General features: G+C 40.0%; 16 protein-coding genes and 2 pseudogenes. 16 read left to right on the top strand and 2 right to left on the bottom strand.

Annotated features, from left to right (window positions below; all coding sequences use genetic code 11):
- Nucleotides 1–217: 217 nt before the first annotated feature.
- From glmS to KXD37_RS15775, 16 genes and pseudogenes are all read left to right on the top strand, one after another.
- The gene (glmS, locus tag KXD37_RS15700; RefSeq protein ID WP_024120031.1) at nucleotides 218–2,020 is read left to right on the top strand and encodes a glutamine--fructose-6-phosphate transaminase (isomerizing); all 1,803 of its coding nucleotides are present in this window, start codon (nucleotides 218–220) and stop codon (nucleotides 2,018–2,020) included.
- Between the two features lie 295 nt (nucleotides 2,021–2,315).
- On the top strand, nucleotides 2,316–2,939 hold the full coding sequence (locus tag KXD37_RS15705; protein ID WP_083504421.1) for an undecaprenyl-diphosphatase: 624 nt from the start codon (nucleotides 2,316–2,318) through the stop codon (nucleotides 2,937–2,939).
- A gap of 1,069 nt (nucleotides 2,940–4,008) precedes the next feature.
- Entirely contained in the window at nucleotides 4,009–5,526 is a 1,518-nt protein-coding gene (locus KXD37_RS15710) for an NADH dehydrogenase subunit 5 (protein WP_106022456.1), read from the top strand.
- Nucleotides 5,527–5,540: 14 nt separating this feature from the next.
- Nucleotides 5,541–8,159: a DUF2309 domain-containing protein gene (locus KXD37_RS15715; protein WP_263463645.1), complete on the top strand. Its 2,619-nt coding sequence runs from the start codon at nucleotides 5,541–5,543 to the stop codon at nucleotides 8,157–8,159.
- Between the two features lie 76 nt (nucleotides 8,160–8,235).
- Nucleotides 8,236–8,757: a carbonic anhydrase gene (locus KXD37_RS15720; protein WP_263463646.1), complete on the top strand. Its 522-nt coding sequence runs from the start codon at nucleotides 8,236–8,238 to the stop codon at nucleotides 8,755–8,757.
- Nucleotides 8,758–8,820: 63 nt separating this feature from the next.
- Nucleotides 8,821–9,111 (top strand): DUF6407 family protein, encoded by a 291-nt coding sequence (locus tag KXD37_RS15725; protein ID WP_101860230.1) that lies wholly within the window; start codon nucleotides 8,821–8,823, stop codon nucleotides 9,109–9,111.
- A 56-nt stretch (nucleotides 9,112–9,167) separates the two neighbouring features.
- A complete protein-coding gene (locus KXD37_RS15730) occupies nucleotides 9,168–9,530 on the top strand; it encodes a DUF2294 domain-containing protein (RefSeq protein ID WP_003241432.1) in 363 nt (120 codons plus the stop codon).
- Nucleotides 9,531–9,745: 215 nt separating this feature from the next.
- Nucleotides 9,746–10,048 carry an ArsR/SmtB family transcription factor gene (locus KXD37_RS15735; protein WP_024120036.1) on the top strand — a complete coding sequence of 101 codons (303 nt, stop codon included), beginning with the start codon at nucleotides 9,746–9,748 and terminating at the stop codon, nucleotides 10,046–10,048.
- Nucleotides 10,049–10,177: 129 nt separating this feature from the next.
- The gene (locus tag KXD37_RS15740; protein ID WP_103672228.1) at nucleotides 10,178–11,350 is read left to right on the top strand and encodes an MFS transporter; all 1,173 of its coding nucleotides are present in this window, start codon (nucleotides 10,178–10,180) and stop codon (nucleotides 11,348–11,350) included.
- Between the two features lie 170 nt (nucleotides 11,351–11,520).
- A pseudogene (locus KXD37_RS15745) lies at nucleotides 11,521–11,666 on the top strand (hypothetical protein); the annotation flags it as partial.
- Nucleotides 11,667–11,894: 228 nt separating this feature from the next.
- Complete coding sequence (locus KXD37_RS15750; protein ID WP_101860228.1) at nucleotides 11,895–12,410, top strand: HEAT repeat domain-containing protein; 516 nt, start codon at nucleotides 11,895–11,897, stop codon at nucleotides 12,408–12,410.
- A gap of 4 nt (nucleotides 12,411–12,414) precedes the next feature.
- Nucleotides 12,415–12,498 (top strand): annotated as a pseudogene (locus KXD37_RS15755) (TlpA family protein disulfide reductase); the annotation flags it as partial.
- A 218-nt stretch (nucleotides 12,499–12,716) separates the two neighbouring features.
- Nucleotides 12,717–13,694 (top strand): alpha/beta fold hydrolase, encoded by a 978-nt coding sequence (locus KXD37_RS15760; RefSeq protein WP_254518001.1) that lies wholly within the window; start codon nucleotides 12,717–12,719, stop codon nucleotides 13,692–13,694.
- Nucleotide 13,695: 1 nt separating this feature from the next.
- Nucleotides 13,696–14,367 (top strand): response regulator transcription factor, encoded by a 672-nt coding sequence (locus KXD37_RS15765; protein ID WP_105955650.1) that lies wholly within the window; start codon nucleotides 13,696–13,698, stop codon nucleotides 14,365–14,367.
- Nucleotides 14,364–15,350 (top strand): sensor histidine kinase, encoded by a 987-nt coding sequence (locus KXD37_RS15770; protein ID WP_167492249.1) that lies wholly within the window; start codon nucleotides 14,364–14,366, stop codon nucleotides 15,348–15,350. Before KXD37_RS15765 ends, KXD37_RS15770 begins: the two co-directional genes overlap by 4 nt.
- Before the next feature lie 57 nt (nucleotides 15,351–15,407).
- Nucleotides 15,408–15,671 (top strand): hypothetical protein, encoded by a 264-nt coding sequence (locus KXD37_RS15775; protein WP_038954136.1) that lies wholly within the window; start codon nucleotides 15,408–15,410, stop codon nucleotides 15,669–15,671.
- On the opposite strand, the gene KXD37_RS15780 is transcribed toward KXD37_RS15775, so the two are convergent.
- Entirely contained in the window at nucleotides 15,656–16,426 is a 771-nt protein-coding gene (locus tag KXD37_RS15780; protein WP_106021154.1) for a serine/threonine-protein kinase, read from the bottom strand. The two genes, KXD37_RS15775 and KXD37_RS15780, sit on opposite strands and share 16 nt — an antisense overlap.
- Before the next feature lie 132 nt (nucleotides 16,427–16,558).
- Nucleotides 16,559–17,416 carry a hypothetical protein gene (locus KXD37_RS15785; RefSeq protein ID WP_127696116.1) on the bottom strand — a complete coding sequence of 286 codons (858 nt, stop codon included), beginning with the start codon at nucleotides 17,414–17,416 and terminating at the stop codon, nucleotides 16,559–16,561.
- Nucleotides 17,417–17,425 lie beyond the last annotated feature (9 nt).

Raw genomic sequence — 17,425 nt, forward strand, 5'->3', positions numbered from 1 at the left:
TAGTTGACGAGGATGGAGGTTATCGATTTTTCGGCGGATGCCTCCCGGCTGAGTATGCAGATCACAGCCGTAAGGATTTCTTCAAACCAAGGAGGCGACTCCTTGAACAAAGGGAAATCACATGATCTTCCATAAAACATGTAGGAGGGGACGATTGAAAGTCCCCTTGAAAAATGACTTTCTTCGTCTCCTTTTACAATCTTAGGAGGAAGAAATTATGTGTGGAATCGTAGGTTATATCGGTCAGCTTGATGCGAAGGAAATTTTGTTAAAAGGATTGGAGAAGCTTGAGTACCGCGGCTATGACTCTGCGGGTATCGCAGTTGCCAACGAACAGGGGATCCATGTGTTTAAAGAAAAAGGACGCATTGCCGATCTTCGTGAAGTTGTGGATGCCAATGTAGGAGCAAAAGCAGGAATTGGCCATACTCGCTGGGCAACACACGGCGAACCAAGCTATCTGAACGCTCACCCGCATCAAAGCGCACTGGGCCGCTTTACACTTGTTCATAACGGCGTGATCGAGAACTATGTTCAGCTGAAACAGGACTATTTACAAGATGTAGAGCTCAAAAGTGATACCGATACAGAGGTAGTCGTTCAAGTAATCGAGCAATTTGTCAACGGAGGACTTGATACAGAAGAAGCGTTCCGCAAAACACTTACACTGTTAAAAGGCTCTTACGCAATTGCTTTATTCGATAACGATAACAAAGAAACGATTTTTGTAGCGAAAAACAAAAGCCCTCTATTAGTTGGACTTGGAGATACATTCAACGTCGTGGCGTCTGACGCGATGGCAATGCTTCAAGTTACAAACGAATATGTAGAGCTGATGGATAAAGAAATGGTCATCGTGACTGATGATCAAGTTGTTATCAAAAACCTTGATGGCGACGTTATTTCACGTGCGTCTTATATCGCTGAGCTGGATGCCAGTGATATCGAAAAAGGCACGTACCCTCACTACATGTTGAAAGAAACGGATGAGCAGCCAGTTGTGATGCGCAAAATCATCCAAACGTACCAAGACGAAAACGGCAAACTGTCTGTGCCTGGCGATATCGCTGAGGCTGTAGCGGAAGCGGACCGCATCTATATCATTGGCTGCGGAACTAGCTATCACGCAGGACTTGTCGGTAAACAATACATTGAAATGTGGGCAAACGTGCCGGTTGAAGTGCATGTAGCGAGTGAATTCTCTTACAACATGCCGCTTCTGTCTAAGAAACCGCTCTTCATTTTCCTTTCTCAAAGCGGAGAAACAGCAGACAGCCGCGCGGTTCTTGTTCAAGTCAAAGCACTCGGACACAAAGCGCTGACGATCACAAACGTACCGGGATCAACGCTTTCCCGTGAAGCTGACTATACATTGTTGCTTCATGCAGGCCCTGAAATTGCTGTTGCGTCAACAAAAGCATACACAGCACAAATCGCAGTTCTTGCGGTTCTTGCATCAGTAGCTGCTGACAAAAACGGCATCGATATCGGGTTTGATCTTGTCAAAGAACTCGGTATTGCAGCAAACGCAATGGAAGCCCTTTGCGACCAGAAAGACGAAATGGAAATGATCGCTCGTGAATACCTGACTGTATCCAGAAACGCTTTCTTCATCGGACGCGGCCTCGACTACTTCGTATGTGTCGAAGGCGCATTGAAGCTGAAAGAGATTTCTTACATCCAGGCAGAAGGCTTTGCCGGCGGCGAACTGAAGCACGGCACCATCGCCTTGATCGAACAAGGAACACCAGTATTCGCACTGGCAACACAAGAGCACGTAAACCTAAGCATCCGCGGAAACGTCAAAGAAGTTGCCGCTCGCGGAGCCAACACATGCATCATCTCACTGAAAGGCCTAGACGATGCGGATGACAGATTCGTATTACCGGAAGTAAACCCAGCGCTTGCTCCATTGGTATCTGTTGTTCCATTGCAGCTGATCGCTTACTATGCCGCACTGCATCGCGGCTGTGATGTTGATAAGCCGCGTAACCTTGCGAAGAGTGTTACTGTGGAGTAAAATGTTTAACCCCTTTGGTTGTTTTTGCCGACTTTAAAATAAAGTTACGACGTTTATAAAAATGTTGCGATGCTTTTTCCCTTAGATAATTTTTGTCTAAGGGTATTTTTCTATTTTAACTAAAGAGGCAGGTAACTAAAAATTATAAGGGGATTCCAATTGATTTTGGACCCCCTTTTTACATAAATGATGTGACACTAATCTTACAAAAATGTAACTTTAATCTCAAATAATGTAATTTGATTCGATGGCAGGTCATCTAATTTTCTTTTATTATGTTCTAAAAAGAGATTGGATGGTGTTAGGTTTGGATATTTCAGAAGTTAATATATCACTGTTTAGACTAGTTAATGACTTAGGAAAAGAACATCCCTTTTTGAATCCTGTATTTAGTTTTATTGCTGAATATATGGTTTTTTTACTTGCACTAAGTGTTCTTTTTATTTGGTTTACAAGAGATACGGATAATAGAATTATGATTCTTTGTGCATCTATCGCTTTCATTTGTGCCTTTACGATAGGGAAGGTTTCAGGGGTATTTCACTCGAATTATCAACCTTTTGTTGAATTGGGAGAGGTTAATAAACTGATACATAAAGAAAAAGACAATTCTTTTCCAAGTGACCATACAATTTTATTCTTCTCATATTGTATTTCATTCTGGCTCTTTAAGAGAGGCTGGTCAATTTTATGGGTACTGTTAGCTGTTCTTGTGGGAGTCTCCCGTATATGGGTTGGGGTTCATTATCCTTTTGATGTTTTAGCAGGAGTATTAATAAGCCTAGCAGTTTCAACTTTTATATATTTAACATTCCCTAAACTAAATATTACTCAAACTACCATGAAAATTTATGAAAAATGTGAAAACATACTTCTTTATCGCTTCAAAAGAAAGGAAAACAAGTCAAAAAACCTTTAGATTTATTCAACAATCGGGTGCTAATGTTCAAAAAATCGTAACCTAAAATGATAAACTCTTTTATAAAGATTCCACCTGTATTCAAAGCTGTAGAATCCATTTTGATCTATCTTTTTTTCTATGGATTCTTTAAATTTGCCGTAAACTGAAGGTTCATGTGTTATTTTTGATCAACCTATATTTTAAAGCTACAGTTTTAGCCAAAGGGGTTTTTTGTTTTAAAGATGGCTATGTTTAATTTTTCAGATATTTAGGATTGCCATAAGAATATGAAAATATTAAAGAAGGTATTTTTAAGGAAAGTGACATCTACGGAGAAATTGGGGAATTCTAGCTATAACAATATCCACAACAGCTAGTTCAATTTCTTGGTTGTTAAGGCTGTTGAAAATAAAGTAGGAACCAGTATTCATTTATAGTTCCTAATTGAACTCAGTTATTTACTAAACAAGAAAATAGAAAAATGATTATAAAATTCTTCTTGTATTTCTACAAAAAATTAAAGTGATAGATATCATAAGCCTTGGATAAAGATTCAGGATGTATATTTAAAGGGAAAGAAGGATTTGATACTTCTTTCTCTGTATTCCAACATCTTGACAATGCTTAAAATTTAGCATATCTTATACTTAACTTAATAATCGGCCCAGATGTTTATTTTCGTTTGTTAAATTATTAGGTCTTTAGCATTCTTTCAACTAATCTTGACAGGATGAAAAAGTATCCTAATTTAAATGGAGGAGAAACATAAGTCGATTTTATTTGATAATTAAGCACTATATTAAAATGTAGCGATGATTTCATTCCTTTAGAAGGAAGTTAAAACATAGCATATAGTAAAATGACCAATAATAAGGTAGCTCTTCAAAAAACTTCGCAGAAGTTAGTTGAAGTGAAGCCGACAATTTTCAAGATTCAATGATTAAAAACATCATTGAAATTTTGAAATTGTCGGCTTTTTTATTGGAAAAAAATAGAGATATATAAAATTTGTATTAAATTATAGAAAATATGATCTGATCTAAAGGTCTTTTGAGCAATAACGACTTTTAAAAAGGGAGAATTTGAAATGTTAGTTTCGCTGAGTTTGTCATCATTGTTAACATTATTTTTTATTACGCTTATTGCTTCTGGGATAAGTGGACTATTGTTTTTACATCCTCGCGTATCCTTGGGTTTTGTTCGCATTCATATTGGTATCTTGGCTTTACCGCCGTTGGTTTCCTTAGTGATTCTTGCCAATAGGAGTGTGAATGGGAATGTTGGCCCTTGGTACTTCGATTCCTTAGCTTGGTTATTGACCTTCTTTGTTTTGACAATTGGCCTAATCATTCAGCGTTTTTCTGTACGTTACTTAATGGGTGATCGATCTTATCGAAAATATTTTACGCTTTTTACTTTCACTACAGGTGCTGCTTCAATTGCGTGGTTAAGTGGTGACCTCCGCTTGATGGTTATTTCTTGGGGAGCAACTCTTGTCGGTTTAACCCTGCTTATTAGGTTAAACAGTGCTTGGCAAGTCGCTAGTGAAGCAGCAAAGGTTACTGGCCGATTATTTTTGTTAAGCTGGCTTTCTTTGTTTTTCGCGATAGTTTGGCTTTTTCAAGTCACAGGTCAATGGCAGTTATCATTGGTTTTAACAAATGAAAGCTTAGCTCAACTGGGGGCATGGGAGAGAACAGGGATTAATCTATTGATTGTATTAGCAGTGATCATTCCTGCGGCTCAATGGCCATTCCACAGATGGTTAATTGAGTCTATTGTTGCTCCAACTCCTGTTTCTGCGATTATGCACGCAGGTTTAGTAAATGCAGGCGGGATTATACTAACTCGATTTTCACCTCTATTTAATGGTGGTATAGCATCGATTATTTTACTTCTGCTTGCTGGCATCTCTGTATTGATTGGAACTGGTATTAGTTTGGTCCAGGTTGACTATAAACGCCAGCTAGTAGGCTCCACGGTTGCACAAATGGGGTTTATGCTCATTCAGTGTGCATTAGGAGCCTATATCGCAGCCATTATTCATCTTATTTTACATGGTTTATTCAAAGCTACGTTGTTTTTACAGGCTGGTTCGGCGGTACGGCGTTTCGAAGTATCGACTCGTGTTAATGAAAGATCAACCTATTTATGGATCATGGCTGGCCGGACGTTAGCCTTAATGATAGGTGTTGCTTTTTGGCTTATTGCTCCTGGAGAGGGATATCAATTCATTAGTGCCTTAATCTTAGGGTGGTCATTGTCCGTTTCTTGGACTCAGCTCGTGGCTTTTGGAGAGGGGAAAATGGGTCGAATTGCCGGCTTAACATGTTTAGGAGGAGCAGCCTTTGTATATTTTATCATTCATAACCTCTTCTATAAGTGGCTGCATACAAGCGTTTTTCAAAGTGTTCAACCTCCAATGTCAGCTGTCATCATTGTCGTATGTCTATTGCTATTTGGCAGTGCTTTAGGTACTTGGGTTGCTCGTCATCGTTCTTCAGTTTTCTTCGCAGTACTCTATCTTTGGTTAGTACGATTAGGTGAAGCAAAACCCAAGACAGTAGAGAGTCATCCAGACTACCTTAAACAATATTTATCATAAGGAGCTAATCTGAGATGGGCATGACATCCGTATTAACGAAAGAAAATGTAAAAAAGAAAGAGACAGATATTGATGTTCAAAAAAGTGATCTTAACGTTTTCATTCAATCCGCCAGCCGAGTGATCGCGCCACTCTGGCCTATTTCTACATTTGCTGCACGCAATCCGTGGATGGGACTTGAAAACCAACCTTTTGATCAGGTTGCGAGCTGGTTGAAAAACACTCGTGATGTTGATATATACCCTAGTGCGTCTATGATTCGTTCAGCAAGGAATAAAGGCGAGATTGATGAAGATTTTGTGGAAATGGGGCTGCAGCGCTGGCTTGATTCACATTCCTTTACCATCCCGCGGGACGCGGCAGAGCGATTTTGTCATGCTGGATTAAAGTTAGATCCATTGCCTTCCAGTCTCTTATCATCGCATAAGCTGGAGAAATTGGCAGATGAATGTAGTGGATTGGATCATATCGAGAGTTTTTATATGCAACCAATAAGTTCAGATATAGAGACTCAAGAGGGTGAAAGGGTAGTCAATATACTAGATCATCATGTCATTAAGTGGTGTAAATTATATCTTGATGACTCTCAAGCAGGTTGGACAATGCCCAACCGTGAGGAAGGTTTCTATCGTGCCTGGCAGCATCTCATTCAGTATGATCCAGCACTTAGTAAAAAGCAGCGTGAAAGGTTAAAAGGTTGGCCGCAAGAGGCACATGTGGCTTTACAAGAAGCGTTATTCGCACTAGAAATCCCAGAATCAGAAATCCAGTGTTATCTTGAAGGCCATTTACTTTCCTTACCCGGATGGGCAGGGATGATGCTTTGGCGCTCCCAACAATCGAGCCATGAACATGCACTTCTAACAGAATATTTAGCAGTTCGGATATCCATGGAGTGGGCTCTTATAAAGCCATATTTACCTATTAATAATGAACGATTTGAGAATAAAATTTCAATTACTCCCCTTATAGCAGCTTGGATTCATTGGGGGGGCCTTACATTAGAGGAATGGTCACAGATGCCGGCCAATGAACAAAACGAATATTTATCATTTGCCTACAGCTTTGATGAGAAACTTCGCAGGAAACTTTGGCTAGAAGCTTGGGAACAAACACACACTGATCGATTAAGTCAGAAGATCATCTCGAAGCAACGTGAAACCAACGGTAAAAAATCTGCATTAGCTCAATTAGCATTCTGCATCGATGTCCGGTCAGAACCTTTTCGTCGTCAACTGGAAAAAGAAGGGCCGTTTGAAACGATTGGTATGGCTGGTTTCTTCGGGGTGCCAATTGCAACTTGTGAACTTGGCAGTAAACACAGTCATGCCTCTTTGCCGGTCATACAAAAACCGCAAAACAAAATAAAAGAGTTCGCAGATGAAGATGTACTCGAAAAATACAACCAACGCAAGCAGGCAGTTCATTCCTTAAGCTATACATTTAAAAAGATGAAACAGAATGTACTTGCGAGCTTACTTCTACCTGAGCTAAGTGGACCTTGGCTTAGTTTGCAAATGGTGGCACGCAGCTTTGCGCCAAGAAGAGCAGATCGTTTTATTCGTAATCTTCGTGAGACTTGGTTACGGAAACCTGATACAAAACTCTCGCTTCATCATGTTAATGACACAGAGGCAGAGATACCTGTGGGTTTTACTGAAGAAGAAAAAGTGAACCATGCTCGGCAAGCACTAAAAATGATGGGATTAACAGAGAATTTTGCACCCTTAGTCGTGATTTGCGGACATGGCAGTCAAAGCACCAATAATCCTTATGCCGCGGCTCTTGATTGTGGTGCCTGCGGTGGAGCGGCCGGCGGATTCAATGCAAGAGTTTTAGCTGCTTTATGTAATCTTTCAGAGGTAAGAGAAGCTCTATTAACTGAAGGAATGAAAATCCCTGAGGATACAGTTTTTGCCGCTGCTGAACATAATACAACGGTGGATGAATTACATTGGCTTTATGTGCCAGAGCTTTCCGAAGCTGCACAGGAAGCATTTGATCATATTGAAGCTGTTATGCCGAAAGTAAAACATCATGCAAATGCAGAACGACTGGCCCAATTACCGAATGTCCAATCGAAACTTAAAAATCCGAAGGCTGAGGCACACCGGTTTGCGGAAGATTGGAGTGAGATACGTCCGGAATGGGGACTGGCTCGTAATGCCGCTTTTATTATCGGCCAACGTGAACTCACTCAGGATTGTGATTTGGAAGGAAGATCCTTTCTTCATAATTATGATTGGAAGCAGGATGAAAGCGGTGAACTCCTAGCAAATATTATTGCAGGACCTGGAACTGTGGCCCAATGGATTAATTTACAATATTACGCATCAACAGTAGCACCCCATTATTATGGCAGCGGAAATAAAGCAACTCAAACCGTTACTGCAGGTCTCGGAGTGATGCAGGGGAATGCAAGTGACTTGTTAGCCGGACTGCCTTGGCAATCCGTCATGCAATCAGACCATGAGGCTTATCATTCTCCTCTTCGTTTGTTGATTGTCATCCAAGCGCCTAGACAACATGTGGAACGGTTATTAAATAATGACCCAGTATTTCTGCAAAAAGTTCAAAATGGATGGGTTCGACTGGCTAGTATTGATCCAGAAGGATGTTGGGAAAGCTGGTAATTATGAATCTAAACATTTCTCAAATGGATTTGTTACTTAATATAAAAATGATAAATATAAGGAAGAGGTGTGTTATATGAATGTAAATAAAAAAGTATTATTTTTGACGGACATGGAAAACGGCTTGGAGCCTATTTTACAAGAAGTGACTAATACTCCAGCAGAAAATATGCTGACTATCCAAAGCTATGGTGCCGCTATCTCACACCCTTATGGAGAAATAATGAGGTCTGTTATTTTTGCGATTTACCAGGAAGATGTTGAGGAGGTCTTTGTAGTAGGAACAAAAGATAAGCGGACTTCAACAGGTCATGGACTAACTCAACTTGAAACAATGAAAGATAAAATACAAACATTGGATTATCTCTTTCAAAATTGCAAGCCTGAATTTTTAGGTGGTACAGTCGATGAATGGCTAAATGAAGATAGCAGTGGCGCTGTTGAAAAAAGTGTTGATATCATTCGTCAACATCCACTTGTGCCGTCATATGTTAAAGTCAGAGGTTTAATCGTTGATCATAAGGATGGGGAATCCTCAATTGTGGAGGTTCCTTCTATTAAAACAGGTCAAGCCTTACCTGATCATTGCTTGTCATGATGGAGTGAAGTGGTCAGCTTCTACACCCATATATGGGGAGAAAGCAGTTTTAAGGAGAATGTAATGGGCGCTAGTATAACTGATTTTGTCACGAAAACAATAGAGAAAATGAGCTCGTTTGATCGAGAAAATATGGAATGTATGAAAAAAGTAATAAGAAAAGCAATTCATTTTTATCATTTAAAATCTTATGAAGAAGTTGAGGAAACCCATTTAGGGAGCGTTCGATTTTTGCATGTACACTCTATGATGGAAGAAAATATGTTATCCAAAATTGTAGCGGTCACAAGAAACGGCACAACTGATTTGGATATTGAAGGTGTATATGAAGGATATGTTGTAAGAGAATATTAATGAGACGAAATAACTAATAGAATATGCCAATTTTTTTGCCAGGAGATGTGTTATATATGAAAAAAACGAAAGGTTCTATTGAATCAGAGATCAGTAAGTCCATTACGCAATGGGAGAAGGATTATCTTGGGCGTGGGTCTGTATCTGTTAAAACTGATATACTGCGGGATATGATCATCGTTAATTTAAAAGGAATTTTAACACCAGCAGAATATGCAGTTTGTGGATCAAAAGAGGGTATGTTATCTATCAAACAAACTCGTTCGGAGCTAGTTGAATCAGGGATAGAGGGTCTAAAGGATATTATCCTAACGATAACTGGAGAAGAAGTGAAAAGTTTTCATACCGATTTAAGCTCTCGGACAGGCGAACGAGTGATGGTATTTAAATTATGTAATGATCTTGAGAAAAATCTATAATATTTGGAGAGATAAAAAAGCAGAATGAGAGCAAAGTATATATAAAGCAGCGCTTTCTAATGGTCAATCTAACAGTAGATATGCGAAAGTAAGTTCTGTAATACCTCCAACTGAACTGAAATAAGTCTTCACACTTTTAATGTCTAAAAAGAAGTCAGTCATCAAAAACGAAAAAACGAATTGACATATCGGAATATAACGATATAATAAACGATATGGAACCAATTGAAGTATTCAAAGCCTTATCAAATGAATCAAGGCTGCAAATTTTGCAATGGCTGAAGGAACCTGATCGTCATTTTTCACCCCATGAAGGGATTGATATGAACACAATCGGGGTATGTGTCAGTCAAATAACAGACAAATTGAAAATGACGCAATCAACGGCTTCCCAATATCTCACCATCCTTTTAAGAGCCGGCCTGATTAAGGCTCAACGAATCGGAAAGTACACTTATTACAAAAGAGATGAAGAAGCCATTGGGAAACTTGCGGACTTTCTTAAAACAGAGATATAAAAATAAACATCAAAAGATGTTTATTTTTACGCCATACATATCGACATATTACGATGTGTTTATTTTTTAAAACAACATATCGATAATTCGTGATATGTTGTTTTAATAAAAATTAAGGAGTGAATGTTTATGTCTAACACCTGGAAAATTTATATGTTAGCCATTGTCAGCTTTTTAGTCGGAACTTCAGAGTACATCATTTCCGGTATTTTGGATCACATTGCGCATACACTCGGGATCACCTTGGCCGCCGCGGGCCAGCTCATTACGATCTTTTCACTTGTATATGCTCTTTTAACACCCGTACTCATGGCGTTGACAGCAAGTATGGATAGACGCAGATTGATGATTTATGCTCTCGGTTTGTTTGTGTTCGGCAATATCTTGGCCTTTGTTCTGCCTGGTTATGGTTGGTTTATTGCAGCGCGGATCATTATGGCGATGGGAGCGGGTGTGGTTGTTGTCACCGCATTAACGATTGCCGCTAAGATTGCGCCGGAAGGGAAGCAGGGCAGTGCCATCGCTACGGTCGTTATGGGATTTACCGCTTCTTTAATCATTGGTGTTCCGCTTGGAAGAATGATAGCAGTAGCATTAGGCTGGAAGTCTGTATTTGGTGCAATTGCTTTGTTGGGATTAATCGCAATGGCCGTTATATTCTTTACTCTTCCGCATACTGAAGGGGATAAACCTGTACCTTTGCTTCAACAGCTTGCTCTTTTCAAAAAACGGAAAGTGGCGATGGGATTATCAATCACTTTCTTCTGGCTTGGGGGATATTCTGTTGCTTATACCTATCTGTCACCGTATCTCTTGAACATTTCAGGAATTAGCGGCAAGTTGCTTAGCGGTGTTTTGCTTATATTTGGAATAGCCAGTTTGGTTGGATCAAAGTTTGGGGGATATAGCACCGATAAATGGGGAGTGCCCTTTACACTCGTTGGCGGGATGACATTGCATATCGTCACACTGATTCTGCTGTCACTTGTCACCCATTCCCATATCGGAGTGTTGGTGATTCTGATATTATGGTCGTTTGCCGCATGGTCTACCGGTCCGACACAACAATTTCACCTGGCCACAATAGAACCGGGAATGTCAGGTGTTTTGCTTAGCATGAATCAGTCAATGATGCAATTCGCCATGGCAGTCGGCGCAGGAATAGGGGGAGTTTTTGTAGAAAACGTATCATTGGCCTCGATTACCTGGATTGGTGCATTAGGGGTTATGATTGCAATTATTGCATCATTGATGATTTTTCATTCACAACCGAAACAGGCGCTAAAAGATATTAATCAATAATATACTGCTTTGTTTTACTGTTTAAAATTCAATGGGTTCATTTCGAAAGATCTAACATCCGCTTGTTATCAAGCGGGTGTTTTTTTATCAAAGTCAGTCCATAAGCTTTCCAAGGGCCGGTATCGTTCTGTATGTGTCAAAGGCCATTGAAGCTGAAAGAGATTTCTTAAGGCTTTGCCGACGGCGAGGTGAAGTACGGCACGATTGCCTTGCTCGAAAACTGGAAACACAAGAGCATGTAAACCTCAACATCCGCGTAAATGTCAAGGAAGTTGCCACTTGGGGAGTAAACACTTGCATCATCTCACTCAAAGGGCAGCCGAGATTCTTATAGTAGTATTACTGATACTAACTGACAAACAAGTTAACAGTAGTATATATGATGTCAAAATGGTCAGTTTGTTAGTCGTTTTATTAGCTCCTCACAGGAGTATTTACAGTGTTTGTGGTATTTATAAGTTAATTGAAAGTTAAGGCGCTTACTGATATATCTTTGTGGAAAATATGCTGAGTATCTGTTATCAAACGAGAGAGGGGCTCTTTTATGAAATCAAATGGTGATGAATTGTCGTTGTCTGTTCAGAATTTAGCGAATACAAATGAGATCACAATTGTTCAAGCGATAGGGGAGCTAAAGAAATCAGGACAAGATGCAATACCTGTTTTGGTTGAGGCCTTAAAAGAGGAAGGTTCTTTGCGTAATATTGCGGCGGCCGTTTTAGGCGAGTTTGGGGAAGGTGCGGGTGAAGCAGCGGAGGAACTGTCATGTTTATTAAAAAGTCATGCCGAAGATACAAGGATGGCTGCGGCCATTTCACTTATGAGAATCGGGAAGGCCAGTCTGCCCTTTGTCATCAAAATCGCTCAAGAAAGTGAAGGACAATCTCGTTTTTGGGCATCCTGGTGTATTGCATGGATCGATCCTTCTTACATTGAACCGAAGATGTATGAATGCCTAAAACATGAGCATGAACATCCTTCAGGAATGGTTGCTCCGTTTGCGGCTGAAGAGGCATTAGGAAAGCTGATTGCTTTTCAGCTTAAAGATAAGGAGGATTGAAAGGATGAAAGCTGAACAAATAATAAAAGAATGGCCAATTCATTTGCCCTGGTTGAATCAATCACAGAATGATTTGACATTCTTGTCAGTATGTATGGCAAACGGTCATTCCTATAAGCAGGAAGGTTTTTTTAATCATGAAATATTTTTTTATTAGTGGGTATATTCATCAAATGTTCTGCTATGCTCCAAATATACACCTTTCCGTAAGGGCAAAGTCAAATATGAAAATAAAACTGTTCCAAAGTTAATCAGTTATTTATTTTCATATCGTATCCTTTCAGTATCACGTGAAAGGAGCATCATATGAAAACGTTATGGAAAGTCGTAAAAATCTTTTTTGGCAGCATAGGTGCTTTGATTTTGCTTGCAGCCGTCTCGGTCTTTATCTACCACCATTACCAGCTAAATAAGGAAGCAGCACTCCTTAAAGAAAAAGGCACATTAGTCGATGTTGACGGTAAAAAGATGAATGTGTATCAAGAGGGAAGCGGGAAGGATACGTTTGTGTTTATGTCTGGTTCGGGGATTGCTGCGCCTGCTTATGAGATGAAGGGGTTGTACAGCAAGTTTTCAAAAGAAAACAAGATTGCTGTAGTGGATCGTGCAGGCTATGGCTACAGCGACGTGTATGATGATGACAGGGATATTGATACAATATTAGAACAGACGAGAAAAGCGCTTCTGCAAAGCGGGAATAAGCCTCCTTATATTTTAATGCCTCATTCCATATCCGGGATTGAAGCGATTTATTGGGCGCAGAAATATCCTGAGGAAATTAAGGCGATTGTTGCGATGGATATTGGATTGCCTCAGCAGTATGTCACGTATAAAATGAGCGAGATTGACAGACTGAAAGTGAGAGGGTTTCATCTGTTAACCTCGATTGGTTTTCATCGATTTATGCCTTCCGCAGTATACAATCCTGAGGTGATTCGTCAGTCATTTTTAACTGATGAAGAAAAAGAAATCTATAAAGCCATTAATTTTAAGCAATTTTTCAATGCTGATATGGAGCATGAGCTGTTACAGTCTGACCAAAATGGCAGCAAATCTGTAAATTTGCCGGCGCCAAAAGAAACTCCCGTCCTCATTTTAGATGCGGTCTCTGACCAAAATAGAAATTCAAAGTATGCCATACAAAACCGAAAAGATTATGAAGAGTTTGCGGCTCAATTTAATACAGCCGATATAAAGGAACTAAGGGGAACACACAGTATTTATTTATATCAGCCCGATCAAATATATAAACTTTCCATGGAGTTTATTAGAAAGGTTCGCTAAGATGAAGGGTTATCATATTTTAATCGTGGAAGACGATGTCATGATTGGTGATCTGCTGCAGAAGATTTTGCAGCGTGAGGGATATCATGTGATGTGGAAAACAGATGGAGCGGATGTGCTTTCGGTCATTCAGAAGGCTGATTTGGTCATTATGGATGTGATGCTGCCGGGTGAGGACGGGTATCAAATGTCTAAGAAAATAAAAGATTTAGGGTTAAACCTTCCTATTATTTTTCTGTCCGCCCGCAATGACATGGACAGCAAGCTTCAAGGGTTGAAAATTGGCGAGGATTACATGGTAAAGCCTTTTGATCCGAGAGAGCTGCTGCTGAGAATGAAAAATATGCTTGAGCATCATTATGGCACCTTTACGCAAATCAAACATTTGTATATTGATGCAGACACCAAAAAGGTATTCAATGGGAGTTTGCACCATGAAGTGCTGTTTACCGCGATTGAGCGGAAAATATTCTTTTATCTGTATGAAAACAGAAACAATATTTTAACAAAGGAACATTTCTTTGATTATCTATGGCAGCTTGAAGACAGAAATCCGAATATCGTGAATGTGCACATTAAAAAAATCAGAGCGAAAATTAATGATTTAGCGGGTGAGATCATTGAAAATATCTATGGAGAAGGGTATCGGCTGAATACCGTTGTGAAGAAATGAAGCTAAAGACAAAATATCAGCTGTTATTATGTACGGCCGTCATTAGTGTTCCGGTACTGTTGCTAGCGGTTAGCATTTTGATGTCGGTGATTTATGACAGCATGTTTAAACCGATCAATCATGGCATGCCCTTTCACAGGTCTTTTGCGTATCCGGCAATGCTGGCCGTATTTTTATTATCACTTTTATTGTTAGCTTTTTTATTTTCAAAATCGATCCATTCTCTGCTGCGTAAAATCAATCTATTGAATCAAACCATTCGGCATCTGGCGAGTGATCAAAAGGTGCCCGATAAAATAGAAGTGAAACGCGCTGATGAAATTGGCGAATTGATCAAGTCGGTCAACTTGTTAATTGAACGGACAACGTACCGGGAACTGGAACTAAGACAGCGAGAGGAAATAAAAAAGGAGCTGCTGCAAAAACTAAGGCATGATATCAATACACCTTTAACAGCTCTCAGGCTGCAGTTATTTTATTTGGAGAGCCAGTGCCAGGATCAAACCGCATTTGAATCTTTGTACCAGCAAATTGAATATATTGCGGAATTAACGAATGAATTCAATCATTACTCAGCCGAAACGTTAGAGAGTTCTTATATTGTAAATGACGAAGTCAATATTTCTGATCTATTAGAAACCACAGTGAAAAAGTGGGATTATTTATACAGTATCAATGGCATTGAATTGCAATTTAAGCCGTCAGGTCAAAGTTTGATATGGATGAGCAACAGTTTATGGATCCAAAGGTTATTCGATAACATTTTTCAAAATACGCTAAAGCATTCGAAAGCTGAAAAGCTGGAAGTCACGATAGAAAAAGGAGCTGTTTCGATTCGCGATGATGGCATTGGATTTGATAGAGATCAAGATAGTAACGGGCTTGGGTTGAAGATTATTGAGGATATATGCCGGTTGCTTCATATTAGCTATGAGCTGCAGACAAATGAAAATGGGACTGCGTTTTTGTTTTCAAAAAAGTGATCCGGCTATGTTTTTCTTTCTTCCGAACAATTATATATAATAGGAAGCAGAAAAGGGGTGAACAGCATATGTTTAAAAAAATCATCAAAACGATCAAGTACCTCTCAAGCAGCTCGAGTGATCGCCATCGCAGACACCGGCATTACAGCAGCAGCCGGCGCCGCCATTACCGGAGCTACAGCAGCAGCTCTGGCAGAAGAAGACATTATGATCGTTATGGCGGCAGCCACCGCTACAAACGCCGGAGCTACAGCAGCAGTTAATCGCAAAAAAAGTTCTTGTTCCGCATTGGGACAAGGGTTTTTTTATGTCACTGATTGAATCGCACGCTTCAGGTCTTCGCGAATGGAAGCCGTGTGCTGATACTCTTCATCAATGCCCAATAATTTTTTCAGCAGCAGGGTTACTTCTTTTGTCAGCGTTAATTCCTCCAGCCAAGTGGCGTTTTTCTTCTTTTTCCCTTTATATTGAGAGTACAGCAGGAACAATAGGGTTTCTCCGAGATCGAAGAAGTCATCCTGTTTTCTGAGCTTTAATTCCTCATCTTCTTCATGAGATAACTGTTTGGCAAGGCCGAAATCGATGAGACATACGTTACCGTGATTCATCATAATGTTTGGCGTTCTGATGTCAGTGTGAAAAATGAGACGTTCATGCAGGTATTCTACAATGTCCAGCAGCTGAGACATCAGCTGTAATGCCATCAGCTCTGTAAACGGCTGTTTTTGAAAAAATAACAATTCCTCTATATTATCGCCCTCGACCAGCTGCATGACATAGTAGGCTTGTCCGTCTATGATGAAGTCTTCTATGAAGGCCGGGATTTGCGGGTGGCTGATGCTTTTGAGCAGACCAATTTCCTGCTGAAATCGGACTCTTTCCTTTTGTTTTTTGGCTTTTGTCGGACGGAGCTGTTTTAAGACGTACGGTGTTTGCGTATGGATATCGGTGCACACATAAACCAAGCCGTAGCCGCCCATGCCGAGGCATTCTTCGATTTTGTATTGGTTGTTCAGTATGACGCCATTCTTCAGTGGGCGGTCAAATAATAGCTTTTTTAACTGTTTTAATGCCATTCGCGCTGCACTTCCCTTGGTTGTACTGATTATAGTTTATCAAAACAATTGCATCTTGGGCTAAGTCTATTCTATGGAAGCTTAGCATAAAAAAGAGCCGGATCATGGAATCTGAGCCAGCTCAGTATGACATTAAAACTGCTTTGTGACATCGTATTGATAATCTATTTTTGCCTTTACATTACTCATCGTTGATTTCGCAGTCGCTAATGTATTGTATTTAAAACTCCATACCTTTGCCGCACTGAGTTGGTCTGTTAAGGATATATCATAAGATCCCGAAGTTGAGCTATTCACAAGAGCACGGCGCCATTCGCTGTTTTCACTCGTCATGATGATATGTCGTGTATTTCCCTGGCTTGGTGTTTGAGTAGCGGTTGTTTGGACTCTTGTTACAGTGGCATCACGAGGAATTCCTGATTGGTTTGTTAAGTCAAGCTTGATGACGCTGGAGTCAGAACCTGAGGGGCTAAGGCTTGTATTTCCTTTATTTTCAGCCACGCCGCTGAATTGGAACGTTCCGCTGCCGGATTTGATCCGGTCTTCAATTGAAAGTGTGAAATACATGTTTCCAGTATAGGTGCCGCGGGACACTTTCACATAGAATGTATCAGTGGTGTTTTGGGCGTCGGCATTTGCATAAATAAAAGAAGAAAATGTATTAGGATTAATGACTTCTGTGCCTTGCGAAACAGGTACTCTGTTCTTATCGTAAATTTCGATTTTCATCCCTGTGTACGCACTCTGGTATGTACTTCTTACGTATACTTTTTCTCCCTTATTGGCTGTAAATGTGAAATAGGCTTCATCTTGTCCGGCTTCCAGTATCGTTGTGTCTATATTCTTATATTTCCAATATCCGATTGGGGCTGCTGTATCAAATGAATTGTTCCCTGCAATGGCAGTGATTCCGGCTGCGGAAGCAGAATAAGTACAAGTAAATAGAACTGACAGCATGATAGCGAATTGAATGATCCATTTTTTAGCCATGAGAAAACC

The sequence above is a fragment of the Bacillus sp. XT-2 genome (assembly GCF_025696525.1).
In the GTDB taxonomy this organism is placed as follows: domain Bacteria; phylum Bacillota; class Bacilli; order Bacillales; family Bacillaceae; genus Bacillus; species Bacillus halotolerans.

Bases quoted from the DNA above. Each gene is read 5' to 3' on its own strand.
- glmS (WP_024120031.1), top strand. From the start codon at position 218: ATGTGTGGAATCGTAGGTTATATCGGTCAGCTTGATGCGAAGGAAATT.
- KXD37_RS15705 (WP_083504421.1), top strand. From the start codon at position 2,316: ATGGTGTTAGGTTTGGATATTTCAGAAGTTAATATATCACTGTTTAGA.
- KXD37_RS15710 (WP_106022456.1), top strand. From the start codon at position 4,009: ATGTTAGTTTCGCTGAGTTTGTCATCATTGTTAACATTATTTTTTATT.
- KXD37_RS15715 (WP_263463645.1), top strand. From the start codon at position 5,541: ATGGGCATGACATCCGTATTAACGAAAGAAAATGTAAAAAAGAAAGAG.
- KXD37_RS15720 (WP_263463646.1), top strand. From the start codon at position 8,236: ATGAATGTAAATAAAAAAGTATTATTTTTGACGGACATGGAAAACGGC.
- KXD37_RS15725 (WP_101860230.1), top strand. From the start codon at position 8,821: ATGGGCGCTAGTATAACTGATTTTGTCACGAAAACAATAGAGAAAATG.
- KXD37_RS15730 (WP_003241432.1), top strand. From the start codon at position 9,168: ATGAAAAAAACGAAAGGTTCTATTGAATCAGAGATCAGTAAGTCCATT.
- KXD37_RS15735 (WP_024120036.1), top strand. From the start codon at position 9,746: ATGGAACCAATTGAAGTATTCAAAGCCTTATCAAATGAATCAAGGCTG.
- KXD37_RS15740 (WP_103672228.1), top strand. From the start codon at position 10,178: ATGTCTAACACCTGGAAAATTTATATGTTAGCCATTGTCAGCTTTTTA.
- KXD37_RS15750 (WP_101860228.1), top strand. From the start codon at position 11,895: ATGAAATCAAATGGTGATGAATTGTCGTTGTCTGTTCAGAATTTAGCG.
- KXD37_RS15760 (WP_254518001.1), top strand. From the start codon at position 12,717: ATGAAAACGTTATGGAAAGTCGTAAAAATCTTTTTTGGCAGCATAGGT.
- KXD37_RS15765 (WP_105955650.1), top strand. From the start codon at position 13,696: ATGAAGGGTTATCATATTTTAATCGTGGAAGACGATGTCATGATTGGT.
- KXD37_RS15770 (WP_167492249.1), top strand. From the start codon at position 14,364: ATGAAGCTAAAGACAAAATATCAGCTGTTATTATGTACGGCCGTCATT.
- KXD37_RS15780 (WP_106021154.1), bottom strand. From the start codon at position 16,426: ATGGCATTAAAACAGTTAAAAAAGCTATTATTTGACCGCCCACTGAAG.
- KXD37_RS15785 (WP_127696116.1), bottom strand. From the start codon at position 17,416: ATGGCTAAAAAATGGATCATTCAATTCGCTATCATGCTGTCAGTTCTA.